The organism is Streptomyces sp. NPDC042002 (genome assembly GCF_055588305.1).
Window position 1 is genome coordinate 111,466 of the sequence record NZ_JBVJCT010000015.1, and the last position, 13,437, is coordinate 124,902.

Here is a 13,437-nt window from a genome sequence, read left to right on the forward strand (position 1 = left end):
CGACCGGTCCGTCCCACCCCGGTGGCCGGGCGCGCACCCGCCCGTCCACCTGGTCCGCCCACGTCGCCCATGCCGTCCGCGGGGGTCCGCACCCATGCGCAAGCCGTACGCCCTCCTCCTGGGCCTGTTCACCGCTTTCCTGGCCTTCTCCGCCTTCCTGGCGACTCCCTCGTACGCGGCCGACAACGGCAGCTGGTCGGTCTACCCCGTGTCCTCGCGCATCGCCGCGCGGCCGTACTTCTACCTCTCCGCCGACCCCGGCCAGACCCTCCGGGACAAGGTCACCGTCGCCAACAAGACCGGCGGTCCGCTGACCTTCCGGCTGTACGCGGCCGACGCCTACAACACCGCGCGCGACGGCGGTTTCGCCGTGCGCACGCTGAAGGAGACACAGCGCGGGGTGGGGGCATGGGCCCGGCCCGACCGCTCCCGGGTCACCGTGCCCGCGCACGGCGAGGTCACCGTGCCGTTCACGCTCCGGGTCCCGGATCGTGCCGAACCCGGCGACCATCCGGGCGCGCTGGTCGCGCTCGACGAACGGATCGAGCCGGGTGCGAACGCCCTCTCGGTGGGGGTGCAACGAGCCGTGGCCGCCCGGGTGTACCTCCGGGTCGGCGGGCCGACGGTCCCCGCCCTCGCCGTGGAGAAGGTCCACCTCACCCACCACCAGCCGCTGGTCCCCGGCACGGGCTCCGGCACGGCGACCGTCTCGTACACCCTCCACAACACGGGCAACGTGACACTGAACCCGAAGGTGCGCCTGAGGGCCGAGGGCCTCTTCGGGCGGACCCTGCTGTCCCGCGACCTCACGGGCATCCCCTCGGAACTGCTCCCGGGCCAGCGGGTCCGGCTCACCGCGCCCTGGCACGGGTCGCCCCAACTCGACTGGGGCGATGTGACGTTGACGGCCAGCGCGCCGGGGACCCGGGAGTCGGCGAGCGTGTCGTTCCTCGCGCTGCCCTGGCTGGTGGCCGTGCTGCTGGGAGCCGCGTTAGCCGCGGCGGTGGTGACGGTCAGAGCGCGTCGGGCCCGCGTTCGCCCGTCCGTACCCGTACGACCGTCTCCACGGGTACGGACCACACCTTTCCGTCCCCGATCTTCCCGGTCTGCGCGGCCTTCACCACCGCGTCGATGACCGCGTCGGCCACCGCGTCCTCGACGACGACCTCGATCCGGACCTTGGGGACCAGGTCGACCCGGTACTCGGCGCCGCGGTACACCTCGGTGTGCCCGCGCTGACGCCCGTACCCGCTGGCCTCGGTGACGGTCAGCCCGTGCACGCCGAGTTCCTGCAGGGCGGTCTTGACCTCGTCGAGGCGGTGCGGCTTGACGACGGCGGTGATGAGCTTCATGCCTGGGGCTTTACCTTCTGCGCGGTGGGAAGGGACGACGACACCGGGGCGCCGTGGCCCAGGACCCCGTGATCGTAGGCGCTCTCGGCGTGCACCGTAAGGTCCAGGCCGGTCTGCTCGTGCTCCTCGTCCGCGCGCAGGCCGATGAGCCGGTCGAGCAGCTTGCCGATGCCGTACGTGGCGGCGAACGCGTACGACCCGACGGCCAGCACACCGACCAGCTGCCGGCCGAGCTGGCCGAGCCCGCCGCCGTACAGCAGCCCCTCGATCCCGCCCGTCATCCCGTGGACCGCGAAGACCCCGATGAGCAGCGTGCCGATGACACCGCCGACCAGATGGACGCCGACGACGTCCAGCGAGTCGTCGTAGTTCAGCTTGAACTTCCAGCTCACGGCGTACGAGCACACGACGCCGGCGGCGAGCCCGACGGCGAGCGCGCCCAGCAGGGACACCGACCCGCAGGACGGGGTGATGGCCACCAGACCGGCGACCGCGCCGGAGGCGGCGCCCAGCGTGGTCGGGTGGCCGTCGCGCCGCTGCTCGACGAGAAGCCAGCCGAGCAGGCCCGTGCAGCCGGCGGTGAGGGTGTTGAGGAAGACCGCGGCGGCCAGACCGTTGGCGCCGAGGGCGGACCCGGCGTTGAAGCCGAACCAGCCGAACCAGAGGAGACCGGCGCCGAGCATGACCATGGGCAGGTTGTGCGGGCGCATGGCGTCCTTCTTGAAGCCGAGCCGCGGCCCGAGGACCAGACACAGCGCGAGCCCGGAGGCGCCCGAGGTGATCTCGACCGGCATACCGCCCGCGAAGTCGAGCGCGCCGAGGCCGTCGCGGATCCAGCCGCCCGGACCCCACACCCAGTGCGCGACGGGAACGTATACGAGCAGCGCCCAGACGGGCACGAAGACGAGCCAGGCCCCGAACTTCGCCCGGTCGGCGACCGCCCCGCTGATCAGCGCGGCGGTGATGATCGCGAAGGTGAGCTGGAAGGTGGCGAAGAGCAGGGTGGGGACGCTGCCCGTCACGCTGTCCGGCCCGAGCCCGGCCATCCCCGCGTGCCGCAGCCCGCCGACGAGCCCGCCGAACGCGTCCTGGCCGAACACGAGGGAGTATCCGGCCGTCAGCCAGACCACCGTGACCAGGGCGATCGACACGAAGCTCATCATGAGCATGTTGAGCACGCTCTTCGCGCGGACCATGCCGCCGTAGAACAGTGCGAGGCCGGGCGTCATCAGGAGGACGAGCGCGGTGGCGGCGAGCAGCCAGGCTGTGTCGCCGGTGTCGATCCGGGCAGCGGCCAGGGTCACGGTCTCTCCAACGGGGTGGGGGCGTCGTCAGAGCGTCATGGGCGCGCATTTCCGGATGCGCACACCCGCGTTTCCGCTGTGTTTCATTGCGCCGCCATTTCCGAATCCTCACAGATGAGGTGTCCGGCGCGCGGCGCCGGAACGCCCGGCGGGCGAGTCCTCGACGCCCTGTGCGCGGGTGCCAAAACGCCCGTCTCCCGGCTATCGAACAGCTTGGTACGGCGGGCGCCCGACGATCAGGGAGAATGGGCGCCATGAGCGTTCGCAACCAGTCATCCGAGCCGTCCGAGGCAGTGGGGAACCACCGCGCCGGCTTCGCCTGTTTCGTGGGCCGCCCCAACGCGGGCAAGTCCACCCTCACGAACGCTCTGGTCGGCCAGAAGGTGGCGATCACCGCGAACCAGCCGCAGACCACGCGGCACACCGTGCGGGGCATCGTGCACCGGCCCGACGCGCAGCTGATCCTCGTCGACACCCCCGGCCTGCACAAACCGCGCACCCTGCTGGGCGAGCGGCTCAACGACATCGTCCGCACCACCTGGGCCGAGGTCGACGTGATCGGCTTCTGCCTGCCCGCGAACGAGAAGCTCGGCCCGGGTGACCGTTTCATCGCGAAGGAACTGGCGTCGATCAAGAAGACGCCGAAGATCGCGATCGTCACGAAGACCGACCTCGTCGACAGCAAGACGCTCGCCGAGCAGCTCATCGCGATCGACCAGCTCGGCCGGGAGCTCGGGTTCGAGTGGGCCGAGATCGTCCCGGTGTCGGCGGTGGGCGACTCGCAGGTGGGTCTGCTGGCCGATCTGATCGTCCCGCTGCTGCCGGAGGGGCCCGCCCTCTACCCCGAGGGTGACCTGACGGACGAGCCGGAGCAGGTCATGATCGCGGAGCTGATCCGTGAGGCCGCCCTGGAGGGCGTCCGCGACGAGCTTCCGCACTCCATCGCCGTCGTGGTCGAGGAGATGCTGCCGCGCGAGGACCGCCCGGCCGACAAGCCGCTCCTGGACATCCACGCCTTCGTCTACATCGAGCGCCCCAGCCAGAAGGGCATCATCATCGGCCCCAAGGGCAAGCGCCTGAAGGACGTCGGCATCAAGTCCCGCAAGCAGATCGAGGCACTGCTCGGCACACCGGTCTTCCTCGACCTCCATGTGAAGGTCGCCAAGGACTGGCAGCGCGACCCCCGGCAGCTGCGCAAGCTCGGTTTCTGAGCGGTCTCGGCCCCTGAAGGCACGACGGACGGCCCGTTCTCCGGGCCGTCCGTCGTTTCCGAAAAGGGGAGAAGGCCGCCTCGGTCTGCCCGTCAGCCCGCCGTCACCGTCACGCGTACGACACCGTCGAGCCCGGCCAGCAGCACCGGCGTCCCGGGCCCGCCGAGGTCCCGTACGGCCGCGCGGTCCGCGTCCGTGACGGCCTCCGCCTCGGACACCACGGCCGCCGACTCCAGTGACTTCGCCCCGGACGCCACGGCCATCGCCACGGCCGTCCGCAGGGCGCTCAGCCGCAGGGACTCAAGCTCCACGGTCCCGGCGACGTAGGTACGCCCCGTCTCGTCACGTACGGCCGCGCCCTCGGGCACACCGTTGCGGGCCCGCGCGGAACGGGCCAGGGTGACGATCTTGCGGTCCTCGGGGTCGAGCGCGCTGCTGTCGGTCATGACCAGAGCATACGAAGTGCCGGTGCCCGCCCCCGCCGAAGGGTCAGCCCCGCCCACCGGATACCTCGGCCCGCGGCGGGGTACGGGCCCGCCGGCCGGTCAGGGACGGTCGAGGCGCAGTCGCTCGGCCCGTGGCAGGCCGGCCACGACGAGGTCGTACGAATCCTCGATGAGCTCCCGGACCAGGCGGTCCGGGAGTTCGCCGTCGACGGTCACCGTGTTCCAGTGCCGCTTGTTCATGTGATAGCCGGAGATGATCAGCCCGGGGTGCTGTTCGCGCAGCCTGATCGCGTCCTGCGGGTCGCACTTGAGGTTGACCTTGAGCGGGCGCCCGTCCAGGTTCGTCAGGGCGAAGACCTTGCCCAGCACCTTGAAGACCGAGGTCTCGGGGTTGAACGGGAAGTCCTCGACGGTCGCGTTGAAGGACAGGCAGAACGCGCGCAGCCGCTGCGGGGTCACTCCGGCTTGTCCTCCTCGGTCGGCCCGGCCGGGCCGACCGGCTCGACGAGGACCGTGACGATCTTGTTCCGGCGGCCTGCCGCGGCCTCCGCGGTCAGCCGCAGCTCGCGCCCGTCGGGCAGTTCGACCACCGAGGAGGCACCGGCGATGGGGACGCGTCCCAGCGCCTTGGCGAGCAGTCCGCCGACGGTCTCCACGTCCTCGTCGTCGTACGCCTCGAAGCCGTACAGCTCACCGAGGTCGCCGATGTCGAGGCGGGCGGTCACCCGGAAGCTGTCGCCGCCGAGCTCCTGGACGGGCGGCAGTTCGCGGTCGTACTCGTCGGTGATCTCGCCGACGATCTCCTCGAGGATGTCCTCGATGGTGACGATGCCGGCCGTGCCGCCGTACTCGTCGATGACGACGGCGACGTGATTGCGCTCCTGCTGCATCTCGCGCAGCAGATCGCCGGCGTTCTTGGTGTCGGGCACGAACGCGGCCGGGCGCATGGCCGTGGACACGAGCTCGGACTCGGCGTCCCGGCTGATGTGGGTCTTGCGGGCCAGGTCCTTGAGGTAGACGATCCCGACGATGTCGTCCTCGTTCTCCCCGGTGACGGGTATGCGCGAGAAGCCCGAGCGCAGGGCGAGGGTGAGGGCCTGCCGGATGGTCTTGTAGCGCTCGATGACGACGAGGTCCGTGCGGGGCACCATGACCTCGCGCACGAGGGTGTCGCCGAGTTCGAAGACGGAGTGCACCATGCGGCGCTCGTCGTCCTCGATGAGGGACTCCTTCTCGGCGAGGTCGACCATCGCCCGCAGTTCCGCCTCGGAGGCGAACGGGCCGCGCCTGAAGCCCTTGCCGGGTGTCAGCGCGTTGCCGATCAGGATCAGCAGCGGCGGGATCGGACCCATGATCCGGGCCAGCGGCAGCAGGACGTACGCCGCCGCCGTCGCGGTGTTCAGGGGGTGCTGGCGGCCGATGGTGCGCGGGGAGACGCCGACCGCGACGTACGACACGAGGACCATGACGGCGATGGCGACCGCGAGGGCCTGCCAGGTCCGGTCGAACTCCTTCAGGCAGGCGAAGACGACGAGCGCGGCGGCCGCCATCTCGCAGGCCACGCGGACCAGCAGCGCCACGTTCAGATACCGCGTCGGGTCGGCGGTGACCTGCGCGAGCTTGGCGCTGCCCCGTCGGCCGCTGCGGACCGCCTCCTCGGCGCGGAAGCTGGAGACGCGCGCGAGGCCCGCCTCCGCGCAGGCGGCGAGCCAGGCGACGACGACCAGCGTGATGGCACCGATGACCAGCTGTGGGCTCATGACACGGTCGGGGCCGGAGAGGGACCCGTGATGCCCTTCTCCGTGCGCCAGCCGTCCACGATGGCGGCCTGGAGGCCGAACATCTCGGCCTTCTCGTCGGCTTCCTCGTGGTCGTAGCCGAGCAGGTGCAGCACGCCGTGGACGGTGAGCAGTTGGAGCTCCTCGTCCATGGTGTGCTGCGTCGGAGCGTCCTTGCCCTGCTGCTCGGCGACCTCGGGGCAGAGCACGATGTCGCCGAGCAGTCCCTGCGGCGGCTCGTCGTCGTCCTTCGACGGCGGACGCAGCTCGTCCATCGGGAAGGACATGACGTCCGTCGGTCCGGGCAGGTCCATCCACTGGATGTGCAACTGCTCCATGGCGTCGGTGTCCACGACGATCACCGAGAGCTCGGAGAGCGGGTGGATGCGCATCCGTGCGAGCGCGTAGCGGGCGATGTCGAGGATCGCCTGCTCGTCGACCTCGGTTCCGGACTCGTTGTTGACGTCGATCGACATGGCGGTGCTGGTCTACTTCCCTTTGTGGCCCCGGCTCTTGTGGGAGCCGTTCTCGGTGCCGTTCTCGCTGTCGTACTTCTCGTACGCGTCGACGATACGGCCGACCAGCTTGTGCCGGACGACATCCTGGGACGTGAGCCGCGAGAAGTGGACGTCGTCGACACCCTCCAGGATGTCCTGGACCTGCCGCAGACCCGACGTCGTACCGCTCGGCAGGTCGACCTGTGTCACGTCACCCGTGATCACGATCTTCGACTCGAAGCCGAGCCGGGTGAGGAACATCTTCATCTGCTCGGGGCTCGTGTTCTGGGCCTCGTCCAGGATGATGAAAGCATCATTCAGAGTCCTGCCGCGCATGTAAGCAAGCGGCGCGACCTCGATCGTCCCCGAAGCCATCAGTTTCGGGATCGAGTCCGGGTCGAGCATGTCGTGCAGCGCGTCGTAGAGCGGGCGCAGGTACGGGTCGATCTTCTCGTAGAGCGTGCCGGGCAGGAAGCCGAGCCGCTCGCCGGCCTCGACCGCCGGGCGGGTCAGGATGATCCGGTTGACCTGCTTGAGCTGGAGCGCCTGGACGGCCTTCGCCATGGCGAGGTACGTCTTGCCGGTACCGGCGGGGCCGATGCCGAACACGATGGTGTGCTTGTCTATGGCGTCGACGTAGCGCTTCTGGTTGAGCGTCTTGGGGCGGATGGTGCGACCGCGCGAGGACAGGATGTTCTGCGTGAGCACTTCGGCCGGGGTCTCCTGGCCGTCGCCCTCCCCGTTCCCGCTCGCCCTGAGCATGGCGATCGAGCGTTCCACTGCGTCCTCCGTCATGGGCTGCCCCGTGCGGAGCACCAGCATCATCTCGTCGAACAGGCGCTGGACGAGAGCGACTTCACCGGCGTCGCCTGCCGCACTGATCTCGTTTCCCCGGACGTGGATGTCGGCCGCCGGGAAGGCCTTCTCGATCACGCGCAGCAGGGCGTCTCCGGAACCCAGCACCGTCACCATGGGGTGCTTGGCCGGGACGGTGAAGTGCGCGCGCGCCTGCCCCTGAGCGGGGCCGTGAGCTGTGGGTGTCTGAGTCATGGGCCGGCTCTGTAGGCCTGCGTATCCTCCTCGGTCGGCACGCTTGCCACACGGGCAGCCTTGCGGTTCCCAGCGTACGTCGCGGCACTCCCGGAGCCGTAGGGCTTTTCCTCAGGTCACGAGGTCGTGACCTGAGGGCGCGCCGGGACCTGGGGACGCGCCGACCGCACGACCGGGTGGCCTTCACGATGGGGTGACCTCGGGACCGGTTCGATTCACGAGCGCGTGGCCTCACGACCGGGCGGCCTCACGCCGAGCGGCCGAAACCGATCGTCGGCACCGCCCGGCGCAGCGGCCAGGGGCGGGTGACCTCGGGGAGCAGTCCCTCCAGGAAGGCGTACCTGCTGAGAGCCGCCGGATCCTGGTCGTCGACCGACTGGACCCGGCGCCACCAGGCGGCGATCTCCGACCAGCCGGGCGCCGACAGTGATCCGCCGAACTCCTGGACGGAGAGCGCGGCGGTCAGCCCGGCGAAGGCGAGACGGTCGGCGAGCGGCCAGTCGGCCAGGGTTCCCATGACGAATCCGGCGACGAAGACGTCACCGGCGCCCGTGGGATCCAGCGCCTCGACGGCGATCGCCGGAACCTCGGCACTCTCACCGGAGCGGCCGTCCACGGCGTAGGCGCCCTCGGCTCCCAGGGTGACGACGGCCAGCGGTACGTGTTCGGCCAGGGCGTGCGCAGCCGAGCGCGGGCAGTCGGCGCCGGTGTAGCGCATGGCCTCCTCGGCGTTCGGCAGGAACGCCTCGCAGTGCGCCAGATCGGCGAGGCCCGCGAGGTCCCAGCGGCCGGTGTCGTCCCAGCCGACGTCCGCGAAGATCCGGGTGCCCAGGCTCGCGGCCTGTGCGATCCAGGGCGCGCGGACTCCCGGGGTCAGCGAGGCGACGGCGGCACGCGCGCGTGGCGGGCGGTCCGGGGCGGGCTCCTCGTACGGCGGCTCGTGCCCGTGGCTGACCATGGTCCGCTCGCCCTCGTACGCCATCGACACGGTGACCGGCGAGTGCCAGTCGGGCACGGTCCGCGACGGCGCCAGGTCGATGCCCTCGCCCTGTTCCAGGGCGTCCCAGCAGTACTCCCCGTAGTGGTCGTCCCCGAAGGCGGCGGCGAGGGAGGTCTTCAGGCCCAGCCGGGCGAGGGCGGTCGCCATGTTCGCGACGCCGCCGGGACTCGAACCCATGCCGCGCGCCCAGGACTCGGTGCCGCGTACGGGGGCGGAGTCGAGCCCGGTGAAGATGATGTCCAAGAAGACGGTGCCCGTGAGATAGACGTCCCAGGGCGGGTCTCCGGCCGCGCGCAGCCCGGCGAGCGGGTCGACATGGGCCTGACGGAACGGTCCCTCGCCGTTGGACGCGATCACGGTGCGCTCCCTGGGGTGGTCCGGATCTGGCCAGTGTGCACCACACCGGCCGCATGAGGCCGTGGGTCACGCCGGGGCGGCTGTAGTCCGTGGTGCGGGTGGGGCGTGTCCGCCCGGCCCGCGCCCGCCCCGCGTCCGGGGCCCGCTCCGGTCCCCCGCCTGCCCGAACGCCGCCGCACGCGCGCGTGGCAGCGGCACCCGTCCGGCACCCGGCTCGGCCTCGGCGCTCGAAAAGCAGGCCGGTATACCCCGGCACCCCCATCCCAAACGAAGAGTGCCCCAGATCACACCGCCACGCCTTCTTCGCGGACCCCCACCTTGATACAAATTGCCCGCGCGTCCCTGTCCGTCGACAGCCGCCCCCTCCCCCTCTTCTTGAGCCGCTCTCGCCTGCCCTGGGAACGCCCGTGTCCGCCCGCACCCCCACGCCCTGGCCCCTCGTCGCCCTTTTCACGGCCGGGTACCTCGCCGCGTATCTGCTCCCCACCACTGTCGGCCGCCTCGACTCGGGACTCCCGCTGTCGGCCACCCAGGCAGGAGCCGTCGGCAGTGTCCTGCTGCTGGGTTCGGCCTCGGCCGGCTTCCTGCTCGCCTCCCGCGTCGACCGTTTCGGCCCGCGTGGACTGGCCCGCGCCGGTCTGCTCCTCGCGGCCGTCGGCTACGCCGCCGCCGCGCTCTCGGCGGCCGTTCCTCCCGTCGTCGCCGGCGCGATCGTCGGCGGCTTCGGCTCGGGTACGGCCACCGCGGTCGCCGCGACCGGAATCGCCGGCCGGCGCGATCCGCACCGGGTCACCACCCTGGGTCTGCTCGGCGTCTCCGGCCTCGCGGGCGCGCTGTATCTGACGATCCCCCGTCTGGGCCCGGCGCACGGTGTCCCCCTCGCCGCGATCGCCTGCACGGCCCTGCTCGCGCTGTCCCTGACGGGACGGCTTCCCACGCGCGCACCGGCCGCCCACGCCCCGCGCACCGCCGCCCCGCTCCCGCACCGCCGCTCCGGCCTGCTCCTCGCCGGCGCGATGCTCTTCTGGTCCCTCGCGCAGAACTCCCTGTGGGGCGTGAGCGGCCGGATCGGTCTGACCCAGGCGGGCCTCAGCGAGGTCAAGGTCGGCGCGGTGTTCGCGGTGGCGCTCGGCGCCGGACTGCTCGGGACCATCGGCGCGGGCGCCCTCGGCCCGCGGCTCGGCCGGGCACTGCCGATCGGCCTGGGCACGGCGCTGATCGCCGGCTGCATCGCGCTGAGCGCGGCGGCCACCGATCTGACGTCCTTCGCGGCGGGCGAGATCGCCTGGAACGCGCTGTACCCGGTCGTGCTGTCGTACGTGATCGGCCTCGCCGCGTCCATGGACCCGCGCGGCCGGTGGGCGGTTCTCGTCGGCTCCGCCTCCTCGCTCGGCACGGCGTGCGGCCCGCTCACCGGCAGCCTGCTGTCCGCGCGGGCCGGCTACCCGGCGATGGGTACGGTCCTGGCGGCCGGTCTGCTGCTGGTCGGCGTCCCGATGACCCTCGTGGCCCTGCGCCCACGGCGCACCGGCCAGATCGTCGAGATCCCGGTCGTGGAGACGCCGGTCATGGAGATCCAGGCCGCCGTCGGCCACTTCGCGGAGATCCCGGTCGTGGAGATCTCCGTGGCGCCGGTCCCGGTCGTGGCCGACGCCTTCACGGAAATCGCCGTCGCGGACGTCGCGGAGACCCCGCTGGAGGGCGTACCCGCCCAGCGGGAGGCGTACGGCGCGGCAGGGCCCCGGCGCCCGGCGGCCACCTCGGCCACGCCGGGGCCCGTGACCGTCTGACGCCCGCCCGTCCACCTGCCCGTCCGTCCATCCGTCGGCCTGTCCATCCGGGCGGACGGGGGGGGAGCCGACAGGCGGACGGGCCCTCGCCCGGCTAGTCGAACTCGTACGCGTCGACCTCGGCGATGTAGCGCGCCCGGCGCTCCTCGTCGTGCTCCAGGAAGGACGCCTCGAACGAGTTGCGCGCCAGCTCCCGCAGCCGCTCCTCGCCGAGACCGAGGGCCTCGCGCACCGCGCCGAAGTTGTCGCCGACGTAACCGCCGAAGTAGGCGGGGTCGTCGGAGTTGACCGTGCACAGCAGCCCGGCGTCCAGCATGGCGGGCAGCGGGTGCTCCGCCAGGACGTCGACGGCGCGCAGCCGTACGTTCGACAGGGGGCAGAGGGTCAGCGGCACCCGCTCCCGGACCAGTCGTTCGACCAGCTCGGGGTCCTCCATGCAGCGCAGCCCGTGGTCGACGCGCTCGACCCCGAGGATGTCGAGGGCCTCGGTGATGTACGCGGGCGGCCCCTCCTCGCCGGCGTGCGCGACGCGCCGCAGACCCAGCTCGGCGGCGGCCTCGTACACCGCGCGGAACTTGACCGGCGGGTGGCCGACCTCGGCGGAGTCGAGGCCGATGCCGACGATCCGGTCCAGGTGGGGCTTCGCGGCCTGAAGGGTCTCCATGGCGGACTCGGCGGACTCGTCGCGCAGGAAGCACATGATGAGCTGGGTGGAGATGCCGTGGGTCTCCTCGCTGCGTCCGAGTGCCCGCCACAGCCCCTCGACGACCGTCCCCATCGGCACGCCCCGGGCGATGTGCGCCTGCGGGTCGAAGAAGATCTCCGCGTGCCGCACGCCCTGGGCCGCGGCACGGGCGAGGTAGGCGTCGGCCAGGTCGGCGAAGTCCGCTTCCGTCCGCAGGACGGCCATGAGCTCGTAGTACAGGTTCAGAAAGGTCTGGAGGTCGTCGAAGAGGTACGCCTTGCGCAGCTCTTCCGTGTCCGCGTACGGCAGCGTGACGCCGTTGCGCGCGGCGAGCGCGAAGGCCAGCTCGGGTTCGAGGGTGCCTTCGATGTGGAGGTGCAGTTCAGCCTTGGGGAGGGACATCGAAGCATCGTACGGTCGATCCCCGGCCCCACCGAAACCGGCACCTTCCCGACACCGGGACACCCCGGACCGGGGCGGATCCGGCTCCGACCCGGGTCGGGACGGACCTCGGACCTGGGCCGATCCGGGTCCGATCCGGTTCGGAACGCAGGTCCGATCCGGGTCCGGGTGTCGTCACCCTCGCTTCGGGACCGGCACTCTCACCAGGTCGTGCGCCACCGTCAGCTCCCCGTCGAAGCCCGCCGCGCGGGCCTCGCGCTCGAACTCGTCGGGATCGGAGTAGCGCTGGCTGAAGTGGGTGAGCACGAGGTGTCGTACGCCCGCCTCCTTGGCCACCCGGCCCGCCTGACCTGCCGTCAGATGACCGTGGTCCTGGGCGAGTTGGTGGTCCCCGTCGAGGAACGTCGACTCGATGACGAGCAGGTCGCAGTCCTCGGCGAGCGCGTCCACGCCCTCGCACAGCCGGGTGTCCATGACGAACGCGAACCGCTGTCCCGGCCGCAACTCGCTGACGTCGTCCAGCGTGACGCCCCGCAGCGAGCCCTCCCGTTGCAGCACCCCGACGTCGGACCCCTTGATCCCGTGCTCGGCGAGCCGCTCCGGCAGCATCCGCCGCCCGTCCGGTTCGACCAGCCGGTACCCGAAGGACTCGACGGGGTGGGAGAGCCGGCGGGCCTCCAGGGTGTAAGCGGGGGTCGTCGCGAGGACGCCGTCGTCCCCGACCGGCGCCTCGGTGAGCCGGGCGGTCTCGCGGTAGGCGGTGGCGTAGCGCAGCCGCTCGAAGAAGTGCTGTCCGGAGAGCGGGTAGTGCGCGGTCACCTCGTGCGGTACCCGGTCGAGGTTGATGCGCTGGATCACCCCGCCGAGTCCGAGCGCGTGGTCGCCGTGGAAATGGGTGACGCAGATGCGGTGCAGGTCGTGCGCGGCGACCCCGGCACGCAGCATCTGGCGCTGGGTGCCCTCGCCGGGGTCGAAGAGGAGACCCTCACCGTCCCAGCGCAGCAGATAGCCGTTGTGGTTGCGGTGCCGGGTCGGGACCTGGCTGGCGGTGCCGAGGACCACCAGTTCACGTGCGGACAAGGCCCGTTATCCCGGCGGCCACTGCATGCCGCGACCGCCCAGGAGGTGGGCGTGCGCGTGGAAGACGGTCTGCCCGGCGCCGCTGCCCGTGTTGAACACGACGCGGTAGCTCTCCAGCTTCTCCTCGGCCGCGACCTCGCCCGCCTCGCGCAACAGGTCCGCGGCGACGGCGGGTTCGGCGGCGGCCAGGGAGGCCGCGTCCGGGTAGTGCACCCTGGGGATGACCAGGATGTGGGTCGGTGCCTGCGGGTTGATGTCGCGGAACGCCACCGTCGTATCGGTCTCGCGCACCAGCGTCGCCGGAATGTGCCCCGCCACGATCTTGCAGAACAGGCAGTCGTCCTGCGGTTCCCCGCCCTCGTCCCGCCTCGGCTCCTGCGCCATGCGGGTGCCTCCTCACGCCAGCCGATCATTACCTCCGCATGCTAGCGGCCCAACGGGTCGGACGGCTCGCGGGCGGCTCGCGTCGCCGCCCGTCCGCGAGC

General features: G+C 71.6%; 13 protein-coding genes and 1 pseudogene. 3 read left to right on the forward strand and 11 right to left on the reverse strand.

Translation table 11 applies throughout. The features are described from left to right. Positions 1-94 precede the first annotated feature (94 nt). Positions 95-1,117 (forward strand): annotated as a pseudogene (locus ACZ6KY_RS22870) (DUF916 domain-containing protein); the annotation flags it as partial. Here ACZ6KY_RS22870 and ACZ6KY_RS22875 read toward each other — a convergent pair. Further along, positions 1,014-1,352 (reverse strand): P-II family nitrogen regulator, encoded by a 339-nt coding sequence (locus tag ACZ6KY_RS22875; RefSeq protein WP_355845641.1) that lies wholly within the window; start codon positions 1,350-1,352, stop codon positions 1,014-1,016. The pseudogene ACZ6KY_RS22870 and the gene ACZ6KY_RS22875 sit on opposite strands and share 104 nt — an antisense overlap. Then, positions 1,349-2,656 carry an ammonium transporter gene (locus ACZ6KY_RS22880; protein WP_469312126.1) on the reverse strand — a complete coding sequence of 436 codons (1,308 nt, stop codon included), beginning with the start codon at positions 2,654-2,656 and terminating at the stop codon, positions 1,349-1,351. Before ACZ6KY_RS22880 ends, ACZ6KY_RS22875 begins: the two co-directional genes overlap by 4 nt. A gap of 245 nt (positions 2,657-2,901) precedes the next feature. Between ACZ6KY_RS22880 and era the strand changes: the two genes are divergently transcribed. Further along, complete coding sequence (gene era / locus ACZ6KY_RS22885; RefSeq protein ID WP_261702641.1) at positions 2,902-3,867, forward strand: GTPase Era; 966 nt, start codon at positions 2,902-2,904, stop codon at positions 3,865-3,867. A gap of 92 nt (positions 3,868-3,959) precedes the next feature. On the opposite strand, the gene ACZ6KY_RS22890 is transcribed toward era, so the two are convergent. From ACZ6KY_RS22890 to ACZ6KY_RS22915, 6 genes are all read right to left on the reverse strand, one after another. Further along, on the reverse strand, positions 3,960-4,313 hold the full coding sequence (locus ACZ6KY_RS22890; RefSeq protein ID WP_469312127.1) for a cytidine deaminase: 354 nt from the start codon (positions 4,311-4,313) through the stop codon (positions 3,960-3,962). Positions 4,314-4,412: 99 nt separating this feature from the next. Then, a complete protein-coding gene (locus tag ACZ6KY_RS22895; RefSeq protein ID WP_469312128.1) occupies positions 4,413-4,772 on the reverse strand; it encodes an MmcQ/YjbR family DNA-binding protein in 360 nt (119 codons plus the stop codon). Further along, the gene (locus ACZ6KY_RS22900) at positions 4,769-6,073 is read right to left on the reverse strand and encodes a hemolysin family protein (RefSeq protein ID WP_469312129.1); all 1,305 of its coding nucleotides are present in this window, start codon (positions 6,071-6,073) and stop codon (positions 4,769-4,771) included. The genes ACZ6KY_RS22895 and ACZ6KY_RS22900 overlap by 4 nt, the downstream gene beginning before the upstream one ends. Beyond that, positions 6,070-6,567 carry an rRNA maturation RNase YbeY gene (gene ybeY / locus ACZ6KY_RS22905; protein ID WP_328668970.1) on the reverse strand — a complete coding sequence of 166 codons (498 nt, stop codon included), beginning with the start codon at positions 6,565-6,567 and terminating at the stop codon, positions 6,070-6,072. Before ybeY ends, ACZ6KY_RS22900 begins: the two co-directional genes overlap by 4 nt. 12 nt (positions 6,568-6,579) lie before the next feature. Continuing rightward, positions 6,580-7,638, reverse strand: coding sequence for a PhoH family protein (locus ACZ6KY_RS22910; protein ID WP_469312130.1), 1,059 nt, complete (start codon positions 7,636-7,638; stop codon positions 6,580-6,582). Between the two features lie 247 nt (positions 7,639-7,885). Beyond that, entirely contained in the window at positions 7,886-8,995 is a 1,110-nt protein-coding gene (locus ACZ6KY_RS22915) for a carbohydrate kinase family protein (RefSeq protein ID WP_469312131.1), read from the reverse strand. Positions 8,996-9,402: 407 nt separating this feature from the next. Here ACZ6KY_RS22915 and ACZ6KY_RS22920 point away from each other — a divergent pair, with 407 nt between their 5' ends. Beyond that, positions 9,403-10,785, forward strand: a complete 1,383-nt coding sequence (locus ACZ6KY_RS22920; protein ID WP_469312132.1) for an MFS transporter — start codon at positions 9,403-9,405, stop codon at positions 10,783-10,785. A 94-nt stretch (positions 10,786-10,879) separates the two neighbouring features. On the opposite strand, the gene ACZ6KY_RS22925 is transcribed toward ACZ6KY_RS22920, so the two are convergent. From ACZ6KY_RS22925 to ACZ6KY_RS22935, 3 genes are all read right to left on the reverse strand, one after another. Further along, complete coding sequence (locus ACZ6KY_RS22925; protein ID WP_469312133.1) at positions 10,880-11,872, reverse strand: adenosine deaminase; 993 nt, start codon at positions 11,870-11,872, stop codon at positions 10,880-10,882. A 174-nt stretch (positions 11,873-12,046) separates the two neighbouring features. Next, positions 12,047-12,952, reverse strand: a complete 906-nt coding sequence (locus ACZ6KY_RS22930) for a ribonuclease Z (protein WP_469312134.1) — start codon at positions 12,950-12,952, stop codon at positions 12,047-12,049. A gap of 6 nt (positions 12,953-12,958) precedes the next feature. After that, positions 12,959-13,336 carry a histidine triad nucleotide-binding protein gene (locus tag ACZ6KY_RS22935; protein WP_469312135.1) on the reverse strand — a complete coding sequence of 126 codons (378 nt, stop codon included), beginning with the start codon at positions 13,334-13,336 and terminating at the stop codon, positions 12,959-12,961. Positions 13,337-13,437: the final 101 nt, after the last annotated feature.

Coding starts and splice junctions, on each gene's coding strand:
- ACZ6KY_RS22875 (WP_355845641.1), bottom strand. CDS start 1,352: ATGAAGCTCATCACCGCCGTCGTCAAGCCGCACCGCCTCGACGAGGTC.
- era (WP_261702641.1), top strand. CDS start 2,902: ATGGGCGCCATGAGCGTTCGCAACCAGTCATCCGAGCCGTCCGAGGCA.
- ACZ6KY_RS22890 (WP_469312127.1), bottom strand. CDS start 4,313: ATGACCGACAGCAGCGCGCTCGACCCCGAGGACCGCAAGATCGTCACC.
- ACZ6KY_RS22900 (WP_469312129.1), bottom strand. CDS start 6,073: ATGAGCCCACAGCTGGTCATCGGTGCCATCACGCTGGTCGTCGTCGCC.
- ybeY (WP_328668970.1), bottom strand. CDS start 6,567: ATGTCGATCGACGTCAACAACGAGTCCGGAACCGAGGTCGACGAGCAG.
- ACZ6KY_RS22910 (WP_469312130.1), bottom strand. CDS start 7,638: ATGACTCAGACACCCACAGCTCACGGCCCCGCTCAGGGGCAGGCGCGC.
- ACZ6KY_RS22925 (WP_469312133.1), bottom strand. CDS start 11,872: ATGTCCCTCCCCAAGGCTGAACTGCACCTCCACATCGAAGGCACCCTC.
- ACZ6KY_RS22935 (WP_469312135.1), bottom strand. CDS start 13,336: ATGGCGCAGGAGCCGAGGCGGGACGAGGGCGGGGAACCGCAGGACGAC.